A 16,784-nucleotide genomic window follows, 5' to 3' on the forward strand; every position below is an offset into this window, starting at 1 on the left:
TGAAGGCCGGGCAAGGTCGTCGCTCGCCTCGCCGACGGCGGGCGAGGTCGACGCGACCTGAACAACGCAAGCCCGCCGAACGACTTCGTGTTCACCGGCGTGGCCGGAGCGGCGCGCTGGGCGCATCGGGGGCGACATGGAGTCGTGCGGCGGCGTCGTGGTGCGTTCTCGTTCGACACCTCGACACGGCAGCGTCCACGCCTGATTTCGAGCTGCTCAGAACAGGGATTCCGAGGTGATGGACCAGCTCGGCCGCGGGGGCCATCGACGCCTGAGCCAGAAGCACGAGATCGCCCGGGAGCGCTGTTGCTTCGATCGTCCTGGCGATCTCGTCAGCATAACCGGGATAGTCACCCCTCTCGAAGAGCCGCCACGCTCGCTCGCACAGGACTTCGACGACATCGATCGAGCGCCCCGCGTCAGCGGCTATCTGATGCAGCAACGCCCCGGTGGGCTGAAAGGTGCTCCGGAGCGCGGCCACGACGAGGATCCGGCGGCCGCTCGCGACGGCTTGCTCTGCCATCGGGCGATCGATCCGCATCACCAGACAGTCCGAGACGGGGACCGCCTCCGCGACGCCGCCGAGGGTCGAGCAGGTGCACACGATGACCCTCGCGCCCTCGTTCGCGAGCGCCTGAACGACCGTGGCGGTGGCCGAGCGGATGCCGTCCGTGATCGCGCCGGCCGCCAGCGCATCCGCAAGGAGGCTCTCCTGCACCTCATGCCGGACCATAATCGCGTCGTCTACGTCCCGAACGAGACGGCTGAACGTCTCGACGTGAACGCGGGAAGTATGAAGAAATACGAGCATGTTTCTCGGTGTCCGGAAGCGGCGTGCCTCGTCATGGGTCGATGAGCAGCCGCCTGGCAATCCTCTCATCAACGGCGTAGGGCCTCTCGCGCGGCAGCGACTTCGCCGCGCTGTCCGCGTGGCCGGCCTGAATCTGCTGGTACATCTTCCGGACCAGGGGAGTTCGGTCCTCGATGGCGACGACCCAGCTCTCTGCGTACTCGCGAATGAGATCGCGGCCGACGCCGACCTGGATGCTGTAGCAAGGCAGCGGGCCGCCTCGCAGGTTCCGCTCGGTATCCCATTGAATGTGGACCTTGGCTTCGGCAAACGCCTTGCTCCACTCGTCCGGCGAGCGAAACACAGTCGCTTCCGGCGAGGTGAGGACAGCGAGGGAGAGCGCCTGCTCCCAGCCCGTCCGCCGGATGCGGACGGCGAGGATCCGCTCCTGCCCGGCCTTGCGCCCCCAGTTGCTGCGGTGCATGAGCCAGAGGAACGACGGCTTGATCCAGGTCATGCGACCGAACGAGAACGGGGCGACGAAGCGCTGGGCAGCGAGCGCAGGCTCGGCGATGGCCGGCGCGTAGGCCTGGTACATGACGATGGTCTCCGCGTCGTAGTCCGCTCGGATCTCGTGAAGCTTCGGCATGCAATCCACTCTTCGCGATCGGTAGGGTCTGACGGGAGGCTACCCCTGAAGACGGCGCTCAGGCGAAGGACTTGATGAGCATCGCCTGCGAGTAGACGGCGACGAGGCCCGCGCGCTCCAGGTTGCGCTGCGAGGTGCTCCCCGCCTCGGCCACCGAGTAGGCGAGGTCGCACCCCGCGTCGCGGGCGTACGGGAGGCGGGCGTCGATGAGGGCGCGCTGCACGCCCCGGCCGCGGTGGGCCGCGAGTGTGCCGCCCGCGAACAGGAGGGCGACGCGCTCGTGCACGTAGACCGCACCGACGCCGGCGACGGGGCCGGCGGCTGACGATGCCAGGAAGTACGCCGTCCCGGGCACGTGGAAGCTCGCCTCGAAGATGTCGGCCCGATCGGACGGAGGCTCACCCGGTGTGGCGAAGGCGGAGAGCGAGGCCGCGACCCACGTCGAGGTCTCCTCGCGCGCGGCGCGCCGCACGACCACGCCGCAGTGCGCGGCCGGCTCAGGCGCGTGGACCTCGACGGCGGGGGCGAGCTGGCGCACGAGCACGGTGTCGAGCGAGTCCAGGCGGAAGCCGCGCTCCCCGAGCCGCGCGAGCAGCGAAGGGTGGGCGAAGGGAGAGACAAGGATGCGCGCCGCGGTGCCTCGCGAGGCGAAGAAGTCCTCGAGCGCCTCGACGTCGCGCGCCTCGACCGGGCCGCTCAACCCGAGGCCGACCGCGCGCGAGAGCCGGGCGTGCGGGGCGACGAACGCGGCGCGACCGCCGGCGATGGCGGCGACGGCGGCGCGCCGCGCCGGGACCCGCGCGGCGACCTCGCGCGCGAGCGCCTCGATTTTCGCGGCCTCGGTGGCCTCGAGCCGGGCGGACAGGGCCTGATTGACGAAGACGGGTCGGGGCGTCACGCGGGAAGGATAGCGCCGGAGACGGCGGCGCGGACGCTCACTGCGGCCCGACGGTTCGGCGGCATCGTGCTGCCTCATCCGCAGAGACATCGACGACATCGAGCGAGCGCTCCGCGTCAGCGGTGTACGGTCAGCGCTCTGGATGCGTGCGCTGTGCCCAAATGACCGCGTATGCCTGGGCATCCTCCACGTCCAAAGGCACAGCAGTCCAGGCGCCGACTGCATCGCCAACCTCGAACTTTAGCTGGTCTTCAGCGTTCTCGCGGCATTCGTGCCATGTGTCGCCAGCGAAGATGCCGTCCCGTGTGAAGCGGTAGAGGAGCGCTGGTCCGTCGTCGAGGACCTCCATCAAGACGACTTCAGCCGGTGGCATGAGGCGGCCTGCGCCTCCGAGCGTGCCCATGGTGTGGCGAGTGCCAGGCTCACCCCGCAGGGGACCAACGTGCGCTACCAGGCGAAGCTTGGACATAGAGCGAACCTCACCGCTTTCGGCCTTCTGCTTCTGCGAGGGAGCGCGGTCGCTGGCGGCGACCCGTGACGACGTCGTCGATCAGCTTCAGCAGGCCACGCGTGATGGCGTCGGTGGGATCGAGCGACAGTGCGGAGGTCGCTTTGGCGAGCGCGCCCTCGACGTCTCCTGTCAGCAGGAGGATGAGGGCGAGGTTGCAGTGCAGTCCGGCATCATCGGGCCGAAGCTCGATCGCGCGTCGGGCGACCGGCAGGGCGTCGTGCGCGCGATCGAGCTCCAGGTAGACGGCGCCGAGCTCGCGACATCCGTCCGGCTGCTCGGGATCGATCGCGTGCGCGCGCTGAAAGGCGGCAAGCGCGGCGTCCATATCGCCCAGTCGCATCTCGACCTTCCCGAGAAACCAGAGCGTCGGAAACGTGCCCTTTCGCTCGGCCGCCTGCCGGAGCAGCGCCCGGGCTCGCTCCAGAGCGTCTCGATCCGCCGTTGTCAGGGGTTTTGACGGCGGTTCGAGCGCGAGGCATCGACTCATCTCGGCAGCCCGGGAGAAGAGCGCCTTTCCGTCGCGGAGATCGGTCGCGAGCGTCTCCGCTTCGGTGCGGACCGACGCTGGAAGCGCCGCGTCGCACAGGAGCCCGTCCAGCACCTCGAACGCGTCGCGCTCCTTGCCGTTGAGAGCGAGGGTCCGCGCCAGAGGAACGCGCACTCCTGCGAGCTTGCGGTCGGGGTCGGCAAGCACCGCGCGCCGGAACCAGGCTTCGGCCTCGGACCGATGGCGTTCCTTTGCTTCCGGATCTGTAGCCGCCTCGGCGCGTGCAGACGAGAGTTGACCCAGCTCTGCGTAGCCTGGCGCGCAGCCTGGCCATGAGCCGATGATTCGCCGGAGCCAGAACTCCGCGTCGTCGAACTGCCCGTTCGACGCGTGGGCTGCCGCCTCTCGCCCATACTGGCCTGACTCTTCGGCGCTGAGGAACCGCGGCATCGCCGACCACCCGCACCCTCGGCACATCCACCCATCGATAGCCAGCGGGTACTCTCGCCAGATCTCGGCCTGAGCACCACGACCCGCGGTCGTGAACACCACCTGACGGAGCGGCCTGTCGCACCGCTCGCATGCCGCTATCTCCCTGCGGCCTGGCTCTCTCGGCTCCTGCGGAAACGCCTTCGCACGATGCAGATCTCGCAAGATGACTCGGTCCTCCTCGAACGCGACGTCTCCCGTGCTCGTGTAAATACCGAAAGCGGCGAGAGCGCGACTCCAGAGTGAGAACAATGAGGGCATAAAGGAGTGTCTCGACGACAGGGCTCGACGGGGGCGAAGGAGAGGACGTGGTGGACCTGTTACCTCTGCCCGTTCGGCACGGCAAGATCGCATCCTTGCTCGCCGGCCGAGCGTCGCGATCGATCGTGGCGCATGGCCTATCTCCGGCTTCCCGCGTGTCTTCTTCTTCGTTCGGGGCAGTTTCATCGGCTTGTTCGGCGGTGTCAGGTGAAACCACCGGTGGTGACTTTTGCTCGGAGGCCATGGCCAACCCGTCGCTCCAAGGTCGCCGCGTCCAGAGACCCGCGACTGATCGACGCGCGAGGGCAGCCTGCTCGACGCTCGGGCCTGGGCACGCACCGATCGATCAGCCGCGTCGCGCGGCCGCGCCGTCGACCACCGCCGGTACGGACTCCCGCATCACCTCGATGAAGCGACGCAGCCGGGCCGGATAGAAGCGGGCATGGGGATAGACCAGGTGGACCGGCAGCGGATCCGCCTGCCACGACGGCGCGAGGTGCAGCAGCCGCTTCTGCGCCAGGTCGTCGGTCAAAAGCCAGGACGAGGCCACGCAGACGCCGAGTCCCATCAGCGCGGCGCTGCGCAGGGCATACAGGCTGTCGGTGCTCATGCGCGGGCGGATCGCGAGCTCGACCCGTTCACCGCCCGACGCGTGGGTCAGCGTGATCGTGTCGCGGTAGTAGGTGCGCAACGCCAGCCAGGGCATGTCGGCCAGGTCCGATGGATGAGCCGGCCGCGCGGCCCGGCCCAGCACCGAGGGCGCGGCGGCCACGATGCGCGGCACCTCGGTCAGGCGGATCGCCACCACGGCCGGATCGGCCACCGCGCCGACCAGGATGGCGCAGTCGATGCCGTCGGCGATGAAGTTCGGCTGCCCGTCGTGCAGCAGCCACTCGACCGAGACGCGCGGGTAGCGGCGCAGGTAGTCGGCCAGCGGCTTGACCAGCTGGTGCTGGCCGAACGCGTGCGGCACGACCACGCGAAGCGTCCCGTCGGGCTGGTCGCGGTCGCCTCGCATGTCCGACGCGAACGCCTCCAGGCTGGCCAGCAGCGCCTTGGCGCGCTCGAAGCACCGTTCGCCGTCCTCGGTCAGCTTCATCGTGTGCGTGGAGCGCTGTAGCAACGGCAGGCCCAGCGAGCGCTCCAGCGCCTGCAAGCGCCGGCTCACGGTGGGCTGCGTCGTCCCCAGCAGGGTGGCCGCGGCCGACAGGCTGCCGGCCTCGACGATCCTCACGAAGGTCTGCAGCAAGCCGATGTCGTCCAGCGACGAGGGCGAGGGAGGTGCCGGCCTGGTCATACGCCGAAGGTATAACCATCGTGCGCTCCATGCCACTACAGCGCTGGAGCGATGCGTCCCAACCTAGGTGTACCATGCACGCCATTCAGTTGACGCATACACCCCCCGCCACCCAGCCGCCGCCCGCCGCGTCCGCGCCGCCCCTGCCCGCCGCCCTGGTGCTGCTGCTGGCCACCGGCGCGGGCCTGGCCGTGGCCTCGATCTACTACAGCCAGCCCATGCTCGGCGTGCTGGGGGCCGAGATCGGCGCCTCTGACCGCGCGCTCGGCCTCGTGCCCACGCTCACCCAGCTGGGCTATGCGCTGGGCATCCTGCTGCTTGCGCCGCTCGGCGACCGCTACGACCGGCGGCGCATCATCCTGGCCAAGGCTGCCCTGCTGGCGGCCGCGCTGCTGCTCGGCGGCGCCGCGCACGCGATCGGCACGCTGCTGGTCGCCAGCCTGGTCACCGGCCTGGCCGCGACCCTGGCGCAGGACATCGTGCCCGCCGCCGCGACGCTGGCCCCGGAGGCGCATCGGGGCAAGGTGGTCGGCACCGTGATGACCGGCCTCTTGCTGGGCATCCTGCTGTCCCGCGTGATCAGCGGCTTCGTGGCGGAGAATTTCGGCTGGCGCGCGGTGTTCGTCGCCGCCGCGGCCAGCATCGCGCTGCTCGGCGCGGCGATGTGGCGCAGCCTGCCGCGCTTCAAGCCGACCACGCAGCTGAGCTACGCCGCGCTGCTCGGCTCCCTGGCCGAGCTGTGGAAGCGCCACGGCGCCCTGCGCCGCGCGACGCTGGCCCAGGGGCTGCTGTCGGTGGGGTTCAGCGCGTTCTGGTCCACGCTCGCCGTGATGTTGCACGGCGCGCCGTTCCACCTCGGCAGCGCGGTGGCGGGCGCCTTCGGCCTGGCCGGGGCGGCCGGCGCGGTGGCGGCGCCCCTGGCCGGCCGCATCGCCGACCGCAGCGGGCCCGAACGGGTGACGCGCATGGGCGCCGCCCTCTCGTTCGTGGCCTTCGCCGCCATGGCGCTGTCGCCCATGCTGTCGGCGCATGGACGGCTGTGGCTGCTCGGCGCCAGCGCCGTCGCCTTCGACCTCGGCATCCAGGCCGCGCTGGTGGCGCATCAGACCATCGTTTATGGCATCGAGCCCGGCGCGCGGAGCCGTGTCAATGCCGTGCTCGTCGTCGGCATGTTCGTCGGGATGGCCGCCGGCGCCGCGCTGGGCAGCGTGCTCTTCGCCCGGTGGGGCTGGCTGGCGGTGACGGCCCTCGCCTCGTCGGCGGCGGCCAGCGCGCTCCTCGTCCGACTCTGGCCGGCGACGCGCCCCTCTCCGAGCGCGTGACGGCTCACCTGAGCTGACGGCCATGATGTCGATCACGGACCGGGGAGCACCAAGACGGCCGGGAGCCCAGCGACGGCCGTGGTCACCATGACCTCCTTAAAACGGGAATTCCTTCGTGTTGCAATGTCCGCACTTCTTCGTCTTGAACCCGCCCTGCTCTGCCCAAGCGAGCAAAGCCGCCAGGCTGTTGGAGCAGACTTTTCGCGCAGTGGTGTAGCAGCCATCCTTGTCTGCTCGATAGTCATTGCCGCTGCCACCCTGATGCCAGCAGCCTCGTCCTTCGGGATTTTCCCGCTTGTCTTGCGTGTAGTGAATCGTGAACGTGCCAGCCGGGCCCTCCGTCATATCAAAGCCGTCGATATTGGCGCGCCTCCACTCCTGGAAGGCTTGATGGGTAGCGGCGTCGTCGCCGTGAAAGATCTTGACCATCTGACATTCTCCTCGGTTCTGGAGCCAGAGCTCTTCGAGCGCGGCTACAGTGGACGTGCTCCTGTCCTTCAGCCCTGCTTTTGCCAGCGAGAACCGCGCGACGTCCCCTTCTGTACCTCGACAATGTCGAGCGACACATGGTGATCGCTCAGCGCGCCGCCGACGAACGCGTGGTAGTGGCTATGGCTCGCGAGTTCAGGGTGGGCCGCAAGCATCCGCTCGTCCTCTGAGATGTCATTGGTAGAGAATTGTTGGTCGGCGCTTGCTACGACCTGCTTTAGAACGCTCACCTGAATCGATTTTCGGCTCATCGCTGCCTCCAAATTTCGATCGTCGCGATTGCGCCAGTGCGCGCCATCACTGCGCCGGCACCCCGCTCTCTCCGTCGTGGAAGAACTCCATCCCTTCGTAGGGCTTCTCGCGGCAGGATGCGAGGCGCGTCCGGAGGTCGCCGATGTGGATCTCGAGCTTGTGGCCGTCCGGGTCTTCGAAGTAGAGCGATGCCCCTTCGGAGCGGTTCTCTTTCCAGATCCGGGCCCCGCTCTGGCGAATGGCCTCGCCCAGGGAGGCGAAGCCCTCTGCATCGACCGAGAACGCGAGGTGCGAGTCGTCGGCCTGCCGAGCGGCGCGCGCGTCCAGCTCCAGACACAGCCAGAGCGCTCCCAGCTCGAGGTACGCGCCCCTGGCCCACTGCGCTCGCCGCGTTCCCCCGAGCACCTGGACGTAGAAATGGACGGCGCGGTCGAGATCTCGAACCGCGAGGGTCACGTGGTTGATGCCGCCGATCGCCATGGCTCCGGCAGCATAGGCGACAGCGGGCCCGTGCGGGAGCGTTCGATCGCTCGAAGCACCCGGTTGACGACCCGGTGCCGGAGCGCCCCGCCAGCAACGACGGCAAGAGCCGTCAGTCCATGCTCCGCGATCTCGCCCGGCGCGAGAACCTCACCATCCGGCAGCTCTACCTGCGGATCGCCGAGGCGCGGCCACAAGATGTGCCGAGATCAAGTTCGTGTTCGGCAGCGCGGGGCAGCTCCTGCCGCAGCCGCTGACCGAGGACGAACTCACGCTGTCGCAGGCGATCAAGGGGTACTGGTCCAGCCATGTCGTCCCGACGCCGAGCCGCGCGGGAGCGAGGCCGCGCGGCTCCATGCGCCCGGACGCAATGAATTTCATGCTCCTTTACATTACTTCACACGATAGTTTTCGAAATTAAACCACGAAATCGCTCCTTGCACATGGATCCATGTCGCCGAGGATGGGTGGTACGCCAAGCGCACGAGGATCCGTGCTGAAGTCCGGAAGAACCCTACTGGCGCAGCCGTCGAAGAGCGACTATGCAATGCGCCGCCATCGGCCGTCCGGCGATGGGAGAAATGATTTTGCACTGCTGAGCTTGACAGGGCTCCTTTGTTTGCCAATAGCGTTCGTCGCACCGAGACCGACCGCCCGCCGCGCCGGCACGAGCGCGCGGCGTGCGTCGTCAGGTGTGAGCCCCGGCATCACGGCTGAATCACGGCATCGCGCATGCGCATCGGGTCATCCTCAGCGCTTGCCAGGCCATGAATCCGGACGCTAGATCGGTTCGAGTGTCAGCAGCTCGTCGTGACGCACGGGGTGGTTCGTCGCCCTGCCGAACGAGGCGCGACGATCGGACGCTTCATCACCAACTTGGGTAAGAACCATGCACAACTTCAGCTTCCAGAGCAGATGGAACACGTGGGCGGCGGCTGCAGCGCTGGCGCTGCTGCCGGCATGCAGCGACGGCTCGACGGAGTCGATCGGCACATCGCAGGCCGCGCTGCAGGGCGCGAACGGGATCAGCGCGGATCGCGTGATCGATTCGCAGTGGGCTCAGGGGTACTGCGCGCGCATCGTCGTGAGCAACCAGCACCCGAGCGCCACGACGGGGACGTGGAGCGTCGCGCTCGACGTTGGCCCGGGCGCTATCTTCTCGTCCTGGGACGGCACGTTCAGCGGGAGCACGGGGCAGATCACGGTCACGCCCCAAGGCAGCAATGCGGCGATCCCCCCGTCGGGCAGCCGCCAGTTCGGGTTCTGCGCCAGCATCCCGAGCCCGGGGATCGAGCCGGTCGTGCTGTCGGTGAGCAGCGACCTGCCGCCGATGGGCAGCGGCGTGGCGATCGCGGAGTACAAGTTCCCGGCCGCGATCGACGCGATGGTCAGCCCTGACTACGCGACCGAGCTCTGGGCGTCCTTCTACCGCCCGACGAGCCTCGAGGCCGGCAAGCAGTATCCGCTGCTCGTGTTCATGCACGGGAACCACCCGACGTGCGGCACGGGCGTGAATCCTCGCACGGACAACAACAACCAGTATGCCACGACGGGGACGTGCCCGGCGAACTATGTCGTCGTCCCCAACCATCGCGGCTACGACTACATGGCGGCGGACCTCGCCGCGCGCGGCTATTTCGTTGTGTCCATCAACACGAACCGGGGTATCCATGCCGCGTCGGGCTCGCCCAGCGACGAGTTCGTCATCGGGCCGCGCGGACGCCTGCTGCTCCGCCACCTGGAGCGGCTGAGCCGCTGGGACAGCGGCGCCGAGCCGACGCCCCCGGAGCTCGGCGTGGATCTGCTCGATCGCATCGATTTCGACCAGGTGGGCTTGCTGGGGCACTCGCGCGGCGGCGAGGCCGTGCGGTTCGCCTACAACGAGTACCGCCGGAGCGGCAGCCCCTGGCCTGGGCTGATAGAGAGCCCGGTGAGCATCCGCGGGATCTTCGAGATCGGCCCGACCGATCAGGGCCAGAACGGCCAGCGCCTGAACGCTGACCAGACGGCCTGGAACGTGATCCTTCCGGCCTGCGACTGGGACCTGAGCGATCTGCCCGGGATGCGCCCGTTCGATCGCATGATGAGCATCTCCGAGCCGGAGCCCCTCTCCAAGTCCTTCTATCATGTGTGGGGCGCCAATCACAATTACTACAACAGCGAGTGGCAGCTCGCGGACGGGAACAGCGGCGGGATCACGGGTTGCATCGACCATGAGGAGCTCTTCGATCCGCTGGAGCACGGCTCGCCGGCGCAGCGCGAGACGGGTCGCCTGGCGGCCGTTCAGTTCTTCACCGCCAACGTGGGCGCGGAGCGCGACGAGGCCGCGAACGCCCTGTTCGACCCCGCCTTCCCCTTTCCGGACGTCCCGTACCGCGTCCGCCGCGGCTATCACCCGGGCGGCGGCTCCGCCGACAGCCTGATGCTCGAGGATTTCATCAATCCGACAGGCACGAGCTCCTACGGACTGCCGAACACAACCGGCGGCACGCTCTCGGTGGAGCACACGCCCTTGAGCGGGCACGACCCTTCACTCTCGGGCGCCTGGATCCACGACGTGGCCGCGGGCAGCGCGACGTTCTTCCAGTCGAACTGGTCCGCAGCAGGCACGGGCTTCGATCTCACGGGGTACGACACCCTCGATCTTCGCGCCGACCGCAGCTGGGGCTCCGACCCGACCGAGGCGTCGTTCCTCGTGGAGCTCGTGAACGCCGACGATACCCGGTCGAGCGCCGTCGCCATCGATGAGTTCCTGGAGCTCGGTCCACCGCCGCGGGGCGGCACAACGCTGCCGACCGCGCGCATTCCGCTGTCCTCGTTCAGCGGCGCCACGCTCGCTTCGGTGCGCGGGGTTCGGCTGACCTTCACCACCCCGCTCGACGGAAGCAGCCTGTACCTGGCGAACATCCGCGCGACCCGTGCCACCACCGAGGCCCTGGCGGCGTCGGGGCAGCTCGCCTCCGTTGCGTCGAGCGCGGCGCCGCCCAGCGCCCGTGCGCGCGCCGCAGGGACGTCCCTTCCCGAGCAGCGGCGGATCACGGCGGGCAACGCCATCCAGAGCGTGAGGCGCAGCGGATCCGACGCTGTCGAGCTCACGCTCACCAGCTCCGAGTTCTTCGACCTCCGCGCCACCAACCTGGTGCTCACCGTCGGCGCCGAGCGAATCACCGCGGCTCGCCATCCGAACGGCGATCTCCACACCGTTCAATTCACGCTCCCGCGCGCCGCCTTCGACCGCCTCGCCGCGCAGGAGCCGGTGACGGTCGACTACGGTCCTGGCTCCTCCGTGGCCTGGGACTTCGGTCATCTCGACAAGACAGCGCTCGCTCCCTGAGCCGACGACGGCGCGCCCTGGCCTGCATCAAGGACCAGCCGGGGCGCGCCGCCTGCTTTGCGCTGAAAATCCCAATGAATCGAGGGGGGTCAGGTGTTGCCCTGGAAGCACCTCCGCAGCACCTGTGCTTCCCCACGGGCTCTCGTTGCGCCGCTCGGCGGCCACTCAGGCGCACCCGTACCGGCACGACGCTTGCCCAGGCCCCCGGACGGTCGGTTCACCAGGGCCGACCGAGCCCGCCGTCCCGCCACGGGCCCGCGGCGGCTGACCTCTTCACGACCCAGCCCCAGGACCCTTCTCATGAGCTCACCCCGCAAGCAGCTTCGGCTCGGCGCGTTCATCCCCGCCACCGGTCACCACGTCGCGGCCTGGCGGCACCCCGACGCGCACGCCGATGGAGGTCACAGCTTCAAGCACTACAAGCGGGTCGCCCAGGCCGCCGAGGAAGCCAAGTTCGATGCCGTCTTCCTCGCCGACAGCGCCGCCGTCTGGGGAGGGGCGTCCGATCTCGCTTCCCTGTCCCGGAGCGCCCACGCCGCGGCGTTCGAGCCCATTACCCTCCTGTCCGCCCTCTCGTCGGTCACGGAGCAACTCGGACTCATCGCCACCGTCACCACCACCTACAATGAGCCGTATCACCTGGCGCGCAAGTTCGCGTCGCTGGATCATCTGAGCGGCGGCCGCGCCGGCTGGAACCTTGTCACGTCGGCCAACCAGGCCGAGGCCCAGAACTTCGGGCTGGACGCCCACGTGGAGCACGCCCGCAGGTACGAGCGCGCCGAGGAGTTCATCGACGTCGTGACGGGGCTCTGGGACAGCTGGGAAGATGACGCCTTCCTGCGCGACAAGGAGTCCGGCGTCTTCGTCGATCCGGACAAGCTGCACCCGCTGAACCACAAGGGAAAGCACTTCTCCGTGCGCGGGCCGCTCAACGTGGCGCGCTCGCCGCAGGGGTACCCGGTTCGCGTGCAGGCGGGCTCGTCGGAGCCGGGCAAGGAGCTGGCCGCGCGCACCGCGGAGGTCATCTTCACCGCCCAGCAGACCCTCGCGGACGCCCGGGCCTTCTACGCGGATGTGAAGGGACGCCTGGCCAAGTACGGGCGCAGCCCCGAGCACCTGAAGATCATGCCCGGCCTCTTCCCGGTCGTCGGGCGCACCCAGGCCGAGGCGCAGGCGAAGTTCGACGCCCTCCAGGACCTGGTCCATCCGACCGTGGGGCTCGCGCTGCTGTCGGGGATGATCGGGGGATTCGACCTCTCGAAGTACCCTGTCGACGGTCCGATACCGGAGCTCCCCGTCAGCAACGGCGGCAAGAGCCGCCAGGCCCTGCTCCTCGATATCGCGCGGCGGGAAAACCTCACCATCCGCCAGCTCTACCTCCGGATCGCCGGGGCGCGCGGGCACAAGCAGCTCGTGGGCACGCCGGAGACCATCGCCGACCTGATGGAAGAGTGGCTGTTGAACGACGCCGCCGACGGCTTCAACGTGATGCCGCCCCACCTGCCCGGCGGGCTCACCGACTTCATCACCTTGGTGCTCCCCGAGCTGCGCCGCCGCGGCCTCTTCCGCACCGAGTACGAGGGCCGCACGCTGCGCGAGAACCTGGGGCTGCCGCGCCCCGAGAGCCGATTCGCCCGGCGCGCAGCCGGCGCGGCCTGAGCGAGCGCCGGCCGCTCGCTGGACCGCGCGGCTGTCAGCCTCTGATCGAGTAATCGGGGAGCTCGATCTTGTCGGCCGCGGAGGAGCCGAACCACCCCTCGCGGCGCTGCAACAGGGGAGTGGAAGCGAGCCAGAGGACCCGGTGAAGGAGCGAGACCCCGAGCCTCGACTTCGGGTGCGCGATCCAGGGGACGCCTGGCGGGAGCTTCTGGGCCAGGTCGACATAGGGGCGCATGAGCTTTTCATAGGCCGCGAAGGCGTCTCGATGGCCGGCGTGCCGCGACAGCTCTCCCGCGAGCACGTAAGCGCCGACGAGAGAGAGGCTCGCGCCCATCCCGCTGACCGGCGACGGGCAATACGCAGCGTCACCCACGAGCGCGGCGCGACCGTGGGACCAGCGTGGCGCCATGACCTGGCTGACCGCGTCGAAATAGACGTCCTCGGCGTCTGCCAGCGCCGCGAGCACCCGCGGCGATTCCCAGCCGGCGCCGGCATAGACGCGCGCGATGACCGCCTTCTGCTCGGCGGCGCTCAACCTTTCATAGCCGCGCGGGGGCGACAGGAACCAGAGCGACGCCCGGGTGGTACCCGTGTTGTCTGGACGCAGGAGCATCGATCGCCCGCCGGGGGCGTGGTACCAGCGCGCCCAGGCGCTGTCGGATGCTCCGCGGGGGATCGTGAAGTAGCTGGCATACAGGTCGAGCGGGCGAATCCTGGGCTCATCGCCGACGATGAGCGTACGGGTTCGCGAGCGGATGCCATCGGCGGCGACCACGAGGTCGAACTCCCGCGCCGCGCCATGCTCGAACGAAACCGTCACCCGGTCGCCATGGTCCCGGAGGCCCGTGATCTGGTCGCCAAAGACATACTCCGTCGTGTCTCGGGTGCGGTCGTAGAGGATCCTGGCGAGGTCACCGCGGAGGATCTCGAGCTCCTTCGTAAACCCACCGGTGTCCGAGGTCTCCGCGGGGAACTCGGCCCTGGTCACGTCGTGTTCGTCGACGAAGCGGAGTCCCAGCTCCCCCGTCGTGGCGGCTCGGATGTCGCCTTCGATCCCCATCAGGCGCACGATCTTCCGCGCCGCTCCCTGGACGTCGATGTTCTGCCCGCCGAGCCGGAGCGAGGCGGCGCGTTCCACGACGACGGGTCGGACTCCGTAGCGCGCTAGCCAGAAGGCGAGCGCGGGACCGGCGATGCTCGCACCCGAGATCAAGACCGTCCGATGTTCCACCGGTGGAGTGTCACCGGGCGGGCGCAGGTGTCAACCCCGTCCGGTTCGCCGGAGCCTCACCGCGGCTGGAGCATCGCCGGGCTGTGGCGTCGCGGTCCGCTCGGCGGGGCTCGGGCCCTTGGTATCCCCGGAGCGTCGTGCAGGCGCCGGCCTGGCGGTGCGTTCGGCCGCCGCTTCGTCTATCCTGGTCGCCATGATCAAGCGCAGCGGGAGCAGCCGAGTCGCGCCGGCGGACGACGTGTTCGCCGCGAGGAAGCGCGAGCTGGTACCCCACGAGTTCGTGCTCGACGCGCTCGCCCCGCTCGGGCCCGAGACGCGGCGGATGTTCGGCTGCCTGGCGGTCTATGTGGAGAACAAGATCGTCCTCGTCCTGCGCGACAAGCCCGCGCCCGCGCAGGACAACGGCGTCTGGCTCGCCACGACGGCGGAGCACCACGCGGCCCTGCGCCCCGAGTTTCCGAGCATGCGAAGCATCGAGGTGCTCGGTAGCGGGGTGACAGGCTGGCAGGTGCTCCCGGCGGAGGCGCCCGATTTCGAGGAAGCCGCGCTGCGGGCCTGCGCGCTCATCGAGGCGGGCGATCCGCGCATCGGGAAGGTGCCGGGCGAGCGGCGGAAGCGGGGCGAGGCGGCGGCGAAGCGGGTGGTGAAGAAGGCGCCGGCGAAGAAGGCACCGGCGAAGAAGGCGGTCAAGAAGGCGCCGGCGAAGAAGGCGGTCAAGAAGGCGCCAGCGAAGAAGGCGGGGAAGGCGACCGCGAAGAGGGGATCTTGAGCGTTCGCGATGAAGGTCCTGGTCGACTCATCGCTCCTCGCGCGGCGCGGTGACCCTCGCCCACACCGCGAGGATCATGGCCTGTTCCATGGTCCTCGGCGGGGGATGGCCCTTCGGGGGCTCGGCCGGCAGGGGCACGGGGGGCTTCCCCCTGCGCCATGCCGCGTCGTGGCGCGCCGAGGCCCCGGCCGCGGGGCCGCGGCGCGCGACCTCGTAATCGACCGCGGCCACCGCCTCTTCGAGGGTGGAGAAGCGCTCGACCTGCCTTCCGTCCAGCAGGACGTGCCACCGCTTCCCGCGAGCGCCGCGGGCGAGGACGACGACCTCGCTGATCGCGCCGGGCTTCCTCTCGTAATGGAGCGCGAGCCCGAAGCGGCCGAGAGAGGCCCACGCATTGCGCGAGATGGCCATCACCTCGGGGTCGACGCGGAGGCTCAGCGGATCGAAGTGCGCGGCGCGCTCCTGGATCTCGCGCAGCGTGATGCGGCCCGCCTCGACCTCGAACCCGGGGTAGTCGAAGGTCACCTGCCGAAAGAAGCGGCTCGCCTCCGACGCGTCCCTGCCCTCGAGATCGAGGTCGCGGGGCATGCCGAAGAGCGAGGGCAGCGTGCACAGCTGGAGCGAGGAGAGGTCGACGAAGTCGAGGATGAGGCAATCCTTCTTGCCTGGATGCAGGCGCGTGCCGCGCCCGACGCACTGGGCATAAAGCCCATCCGAGCGGGTGGGGCGGGCCATGGCGATGCAAGAGACGCCGGGGTCGTCGAAGCCCTCGGTGAGGACAGCGACGTTGGTGAGGACCTGCACGCGCTCTTCCCGGAAATCGGCGAGGATCCGGCCGCGGAGGTCGGAGGGCATGTCGCCGTGAACATAGGCGGATCGGACGCCGAGGTGGTTGAGCGCCTTCGAGAGGTTCCTGGCGTGCGCGACCGTGACGCAAAAGGCGATGGTGCGTCGGTCGCGGGCGAGCTCTTGAATGGAGCGGGCGACGAGCGCGTTGCGCTCCTCCAGGTCCACGGCATCCTCGAGCTCGTCCGTGGAGAAGTCGAGTCCGCCGGCGTCGAGGGGGGAGAGGTCGGTGGCGGTGGCGACGCGGTAGCCGGTGAGGGGGGCGAGGTAGCCGTCCGCGATCATCTCGGTGAGGGAGCGGCTGTAGACGATCGCCTCGAAGACATCGTCGAGGCCTTTGCCGTCGCCGCGGGCCGTCGTGGCGGTGAACCCGAGGAGGGTGCCTGTCCACGCGGGGTCAAAGGCGCCGAGCTGGCGGAGGACGCGGCGGTTGTCGTCGGCGGGGGCGTGGTGGCATTCGTCGTAGATCACGAGGCCGATATCGCGGCCGCCGGTGACCTGTTCGAGCCGCTTCTCGTGGAGGGAGCGTATAGAACAGACGATGACGCGCGCGTCCGCCGGGGCGCGGAGCTCGCCCTGCTCGACGGCGACCGTGGCCTGTCCGGCGAGGGCGCGCTCGATCTTGTCCTTGGCCTGGAAGAGGAGCTCTTCGCGGTGGGCGAGGACGAGGACCTGCCGCCTGGCGAGGCGGGCGAGATGGGAGAAGATGACCGTCTTGCCAGCGCCGGTGGGGAGGCACACGACCATGCGCCGGACGCCGCGCCTGCGGGCCGCGAGGACGGCATCGACGGCGGCGCGCTGGTAAGGGCGGAGGGCGGGGGCGCCGGGGCCCATCGGTGCTGAGGCGGTCGCGGGGGTGGTCATGAGCTCTCGCGCGTGCGTCGCGCACCATAGCCCGGAACCCCAGTCCGTGCTCATCGGCGATCGGCAGCTCCCGCACGCCATGCAACGAGGGAACCTCCTCTTGACGCGGCGCCCCCGGGGATCCCCGCGGCCGGGCCGATTGGAATTGACATCGAC

General features: G+C 69.3%; 15 protein-coding genes and 1 pseudogene. 6 read left to right on the forward strand and 10 right to left on the reverse strand.

Annotation, left to right across the window (positions count from 1 at the left end; all coding sequences use genetic code 11):
* The first annotated feature begins 238 nt into the window (after positions 1 to 238).
* Complete coding sequence (locus WMF46_RS47805) at positions 239 to 856, forward strand: hypothetical protein (protein WP_437983355.1); 618 nt, start codon at positions 239 to 241, stop codon at positions 854 to 856.
* On the opposite strand, the gene WMF46_RS47810 is transcribed toward WMF46_RS47805, so the two are convergent.
* From WMF46_RS47810 to WMF46_RS47830, 5 genes are all read right to left on the reverse strand, one after another.
* A complete protein-coding gene (locus tag WMF46_RS47810; protein WP_437714254.1) occupies positions 843 to 1,439 on the reverse strand; it encodes a DUF4291 domain-containing protein in 597 nt (198 codons plus the stop codon). The genes WMF46_RS47805 and WMF46_RS47810 overlap by 14 nt on opposite strands.
* Positions 1,440 to 1,497: 58 nt before the next feature.
* Positions 1,498 to 2,337: an N-acetyltransferase gene (locus WMF46_RS47815; protein ID WP_437983356.1), complete on the reverse strand. Its 840-nt coding sequence runs from the start codon at positions 2,335 to 2,337 to the stop codon at positions 1,498 to 1,500.
* A 130-nt stretch (positions 2,338 to 2,467) separates the two neighbouring features.
* Positions 2,468 to 2,806: a hypothetical protein gene (locus tag WMF46_RS47820; RefSeq protein WP_437983357.1), complete on the reverse strand. Its 339-nt coding sequence runs from the start codon at positions 2,804 to 2,806 to the stop codon at positions 2,468 to 2,470.
* 10 nt (positions 2,807 to 2,816) lie between these two features.
* Complete coding sequence (locus tag WMF46_RS47825; RefSeq protein ID WP_437988017.1) at positions 2,817 to 4,271, reverse strand: tetratricopeptide repeat protein; 1,455 nt, start codon at positions 4,269 to 4,271, stop codon at positions 2,817 to 2,819.
* Between the two features lie 160 nt (positions 4,272 to 4,431).
* Positions 4,432 to 5,382, reverse strand: coding sequence for a LysR family transcriptional regulator (locus WMF46_RS47830; RefSeq protein ID WP_437983358.1), 951 nt, complete (start codon positions 5,380 to 5,382; stop codon positions 4,432 to 4,434).
* A gap of 74 nt (positions 5,383 to 5,456) precedes the next feature.
* Between WMF46_RS47830 and WMF46_RS47835 the strand changes: the two genes are divergently transcribed.
* Positions 5,457 to 6,704, forward strand: a complete 1,248-nt coding sequence (locus WMF46_RS47835; protein WP_437983359.1) for an MFS transporter — start codon at positions 5,457 to 5,459, stop codon at positions 6,702 to 6,704.
* A 96-nt stretch (positions 6,705 to 6,800) separates the two neighbouring features.
* Here WMF46_RS47835 and WMF46_RS47840 read toward each other — a convergent pair whose 3' ends face one another.
* The 3 genes from WMF46_RS47840 to WMF46_RS47850 form a co-directional block, all read right to left on the reverse strand.
* Positions 6,801 to 7,133 carry a hypothetical protein gene (locus WMF46_RS47840; RefSeq protein WP_437983360.1) on the reverse strand — a complete coding sequence of 111 codons (333 nt, stop codon included), beginning with the start codon at positions 7,131 to 7,133 and terminating at the stop codon, positions 6,801 to 6,803.
* A gap of 68 nt (positions 7,134 to 7,201) precedes the next feature.
* Positions 7,202 to 7,444 carry a hypothetical protein gene (locus tag WMF46_RS47845; protein WP_437983361.1) on the reverse strand — a complete coding sequence of 81 codons (243 nt, stop codon included), beginning with the start codon at positions 7,442 to 7,444 and terminating at the stop codon, positions 7,202 to 7,204.
* Positions 7,445 to 7,490: 46 nt separating this feature from the next.
* On the reverse strand, positions 7,491 to 7,925 hold the full coding sequence (locus WMF46_RS47850; protein WP_437983362.1) for a fosfomycin resistance glutathione transferase: 435 nt from the start codon (positions 7,923 to 7,925) through the stop codon (positions 7,491 to 7,493).
* 35 nt (positions 7,926 to 7,960) lie between these two features.
* On the opposite strand from WMF46_RS47850, the pseudogene WMF46_RS47855 reads away from it, so the two are divergent.
* From WMF46_RS47855 to WMF46_RS47865, 3 genes and pseudogenes are all read left to right on the forward strand, one after another.
* Positions 7,961 to 8,116: pseudogene (locus WMF46_RS47855) on the forward strand (nitrilotriacetate monooxygenase); the annotation flags it as partial.
* Positions 8,117 to 8,814: 698 nt separating this feature from the next.
* Positions 8,815 to 11,259, forward strand: a complete 2,445-nt coding sequence (locus tag WMF46_RS47860) for a cellulose binding domain-containing protein (protein ID WP_437983363.1) — start codon at positions 8,815 to 8,817, stop codon at positions 11,257 to 11,259.
* Between the two features lie 300 nt (positions 11,260 to 11,559).
* Positions 11,560 to 12,918 (forward strand): LLM class flavin-dependent oxidoreductase, encoded by a 1,359-nt coding sequence (locus WMF46_RS47865; RefSeq protein ID WP_437983364.1) that lies wholly within the window; start codon positions 11,560 to 11,562, stop codon positions 12,916 to 12,918.
* A gap of 34 nt (positions 12,919 to 12,952) precedes the next feature.
* Here WMF46_RS47865 and WMF46_RS47870 read toward each other — a convergent pair whose 3' ends face one another.
* Positions 12,953 to 14,149 carry an FAD-dependent monooxygenase gene (locus tag WMF46_RS47870; RefSeq protein ID WP_437983365.1) on the reverse strand — a complete coding sequence of 399 codons (1,197 nt, stop codon included), beginning with the start codon at positions 14,147 to 14,149 and terminating at the stop codon, positions 12,953 to 12,955.
* A 193-nt stretch (positions 14,150 to 14,342) separates the two neighbouring features.
* Between WMF46_RS47870 and WMF46_RS47875 the strand changes: the two genes are divergently transcribed.
* Complete coding sequence (locus tag WMF46_RS47875; protein WP_437983366.1) at positions 14,343 to 14,918, forward strand: hypothetical protein; 576 nt, start codon at positions 14,343 to 14,345, stop codon at positions 14,916 to 14,918.
* A 27-nt stretch (positions 14,919 to 14,945) separates the two neighbouring features.
* Here the strand turns inward: WMF46_RS47875 and WMF46_RS47880 are convergent, their stop codons facing one another.
* The gene (locus WMF46_RS47880) at positions 14,946 to 16,628 is read right to left on the reverse strand and encodes a DEAD/DEAH box helicase (protein WP_437983367.1); all 1,683 of its coding nucleotides are present in this window, start codon (positions 16,626 to 16,628) and stop codon (positions 14,946 to 14,948) included.
* Positions 16,629 to 16,784 lie beyond the last annotated feature (156 nt).

Source organism: Sorangium sp. So ce117, assembly GCF_051524395.1.
In the GTDB taxonomy this organism is placed as follows: Bacteria; Myxococcota_A; Polyangia; order Polyangiales; family Polyangiaceae; genus Sorangium; species Sorangium cellulosum_B.

Excerpts from the sequence above, each read along its gene's own strand:
- WMF46_RS47810 (WP_437714254.1), bottom strand. The coding sequence starts at position 1,439 with ATGCCGAAGCTTCACGAGATCCGAGCGGACTACGACGCGGAGACCATC.
- WMF46_RS47805 (WP_437983355.1), top strand. The coding sequence starts at position 239 with ATGGACCAGCTCGGCCGCGGGGGCCATCGACGCCTGAGCCAGAAGCAC.
- WMF46_RS47820 (WP_437983357.1), bottom strand. The coding sequence starts at position 2,806 with ATGTCCAAGCTTCGCCTGGTAGCGCACGTTGGTCCCCTGCGGGGTGAG.
- WMF46_RS47850 (WP_437983362.1), bottom strand. The coding sequence starts at position 7,925 with ATGGCGATCGGCGGCATCAACCACGTGACCCTCGCGGTTCGAGATCTC.
- WMF46_RS47830 (WP_437983358.1), bottom strand. The coding sequence starts at position 5,382 with ATGACCAGGCCGGCACCTCCCTCGCCCTCGTCGCTGGACGACATCGGC.
- WMF46_RS47880 (WP_437983367.1), bottom strand. The coding sequence starts at position 16,628 with ATGACCACCCCCGCGACCGCCTCAGCACCGATGGGCCCCGGCGCCCCC.
- WMF46_RS47835 (WP_437983359.1), top strand. The coding sequence starts at position 5,457 with ATGCACGCCATTCAGTTGACGCATACACCCCCCGCCACCCAGCCGCCG.
- WMF46_RS47840 (WP_437983360.1), bottom strand. The coding sequence starts at position 7,133 with ATGGTCAAGATCTTTCACGGCGACGACGCCGCTACCCATCAAGCCTTC.
- WMF46_RS47845 (WP_437983361.1), bottom strand. The coding sequence starts at position 7,444 with ATGAGCCGAAAATCGATTCAGGTGAGCGTTCTAAAGCAGGTCGTAGCA.
- WMF46_RS47875 (WP_437983366.1), top strand. The coding sequence starts at position 14,343 with ATGATCAAGCGCAGCGGGAGCAGCCGAGTCGCGCCGGCGGACGACGTG.
- WMF46_RS47825 (WP_437988017.1), bottom strand. The coding sequence starts at position 4,271 with ATGAAACTGCCCCGAACGAAGAAGAAGACACGCGGGAAGCCGGAGATA.
- WMF46_RS47865 (WP_437983364.1), top strand. The coding sequence starts at position 11,560 with ATGAGCTCACCCCGCAAGCAGCTTCGGCTCGGCGCGTTCATCCCCGCC.
- WMF46_RS47860 (WP_437983363.1), top strand. The coding sequence starts at position 8,815 with ATGCACAACTTCAGCTTCCAGAGCAGATGGAACACGTGGGCGGCGGCT.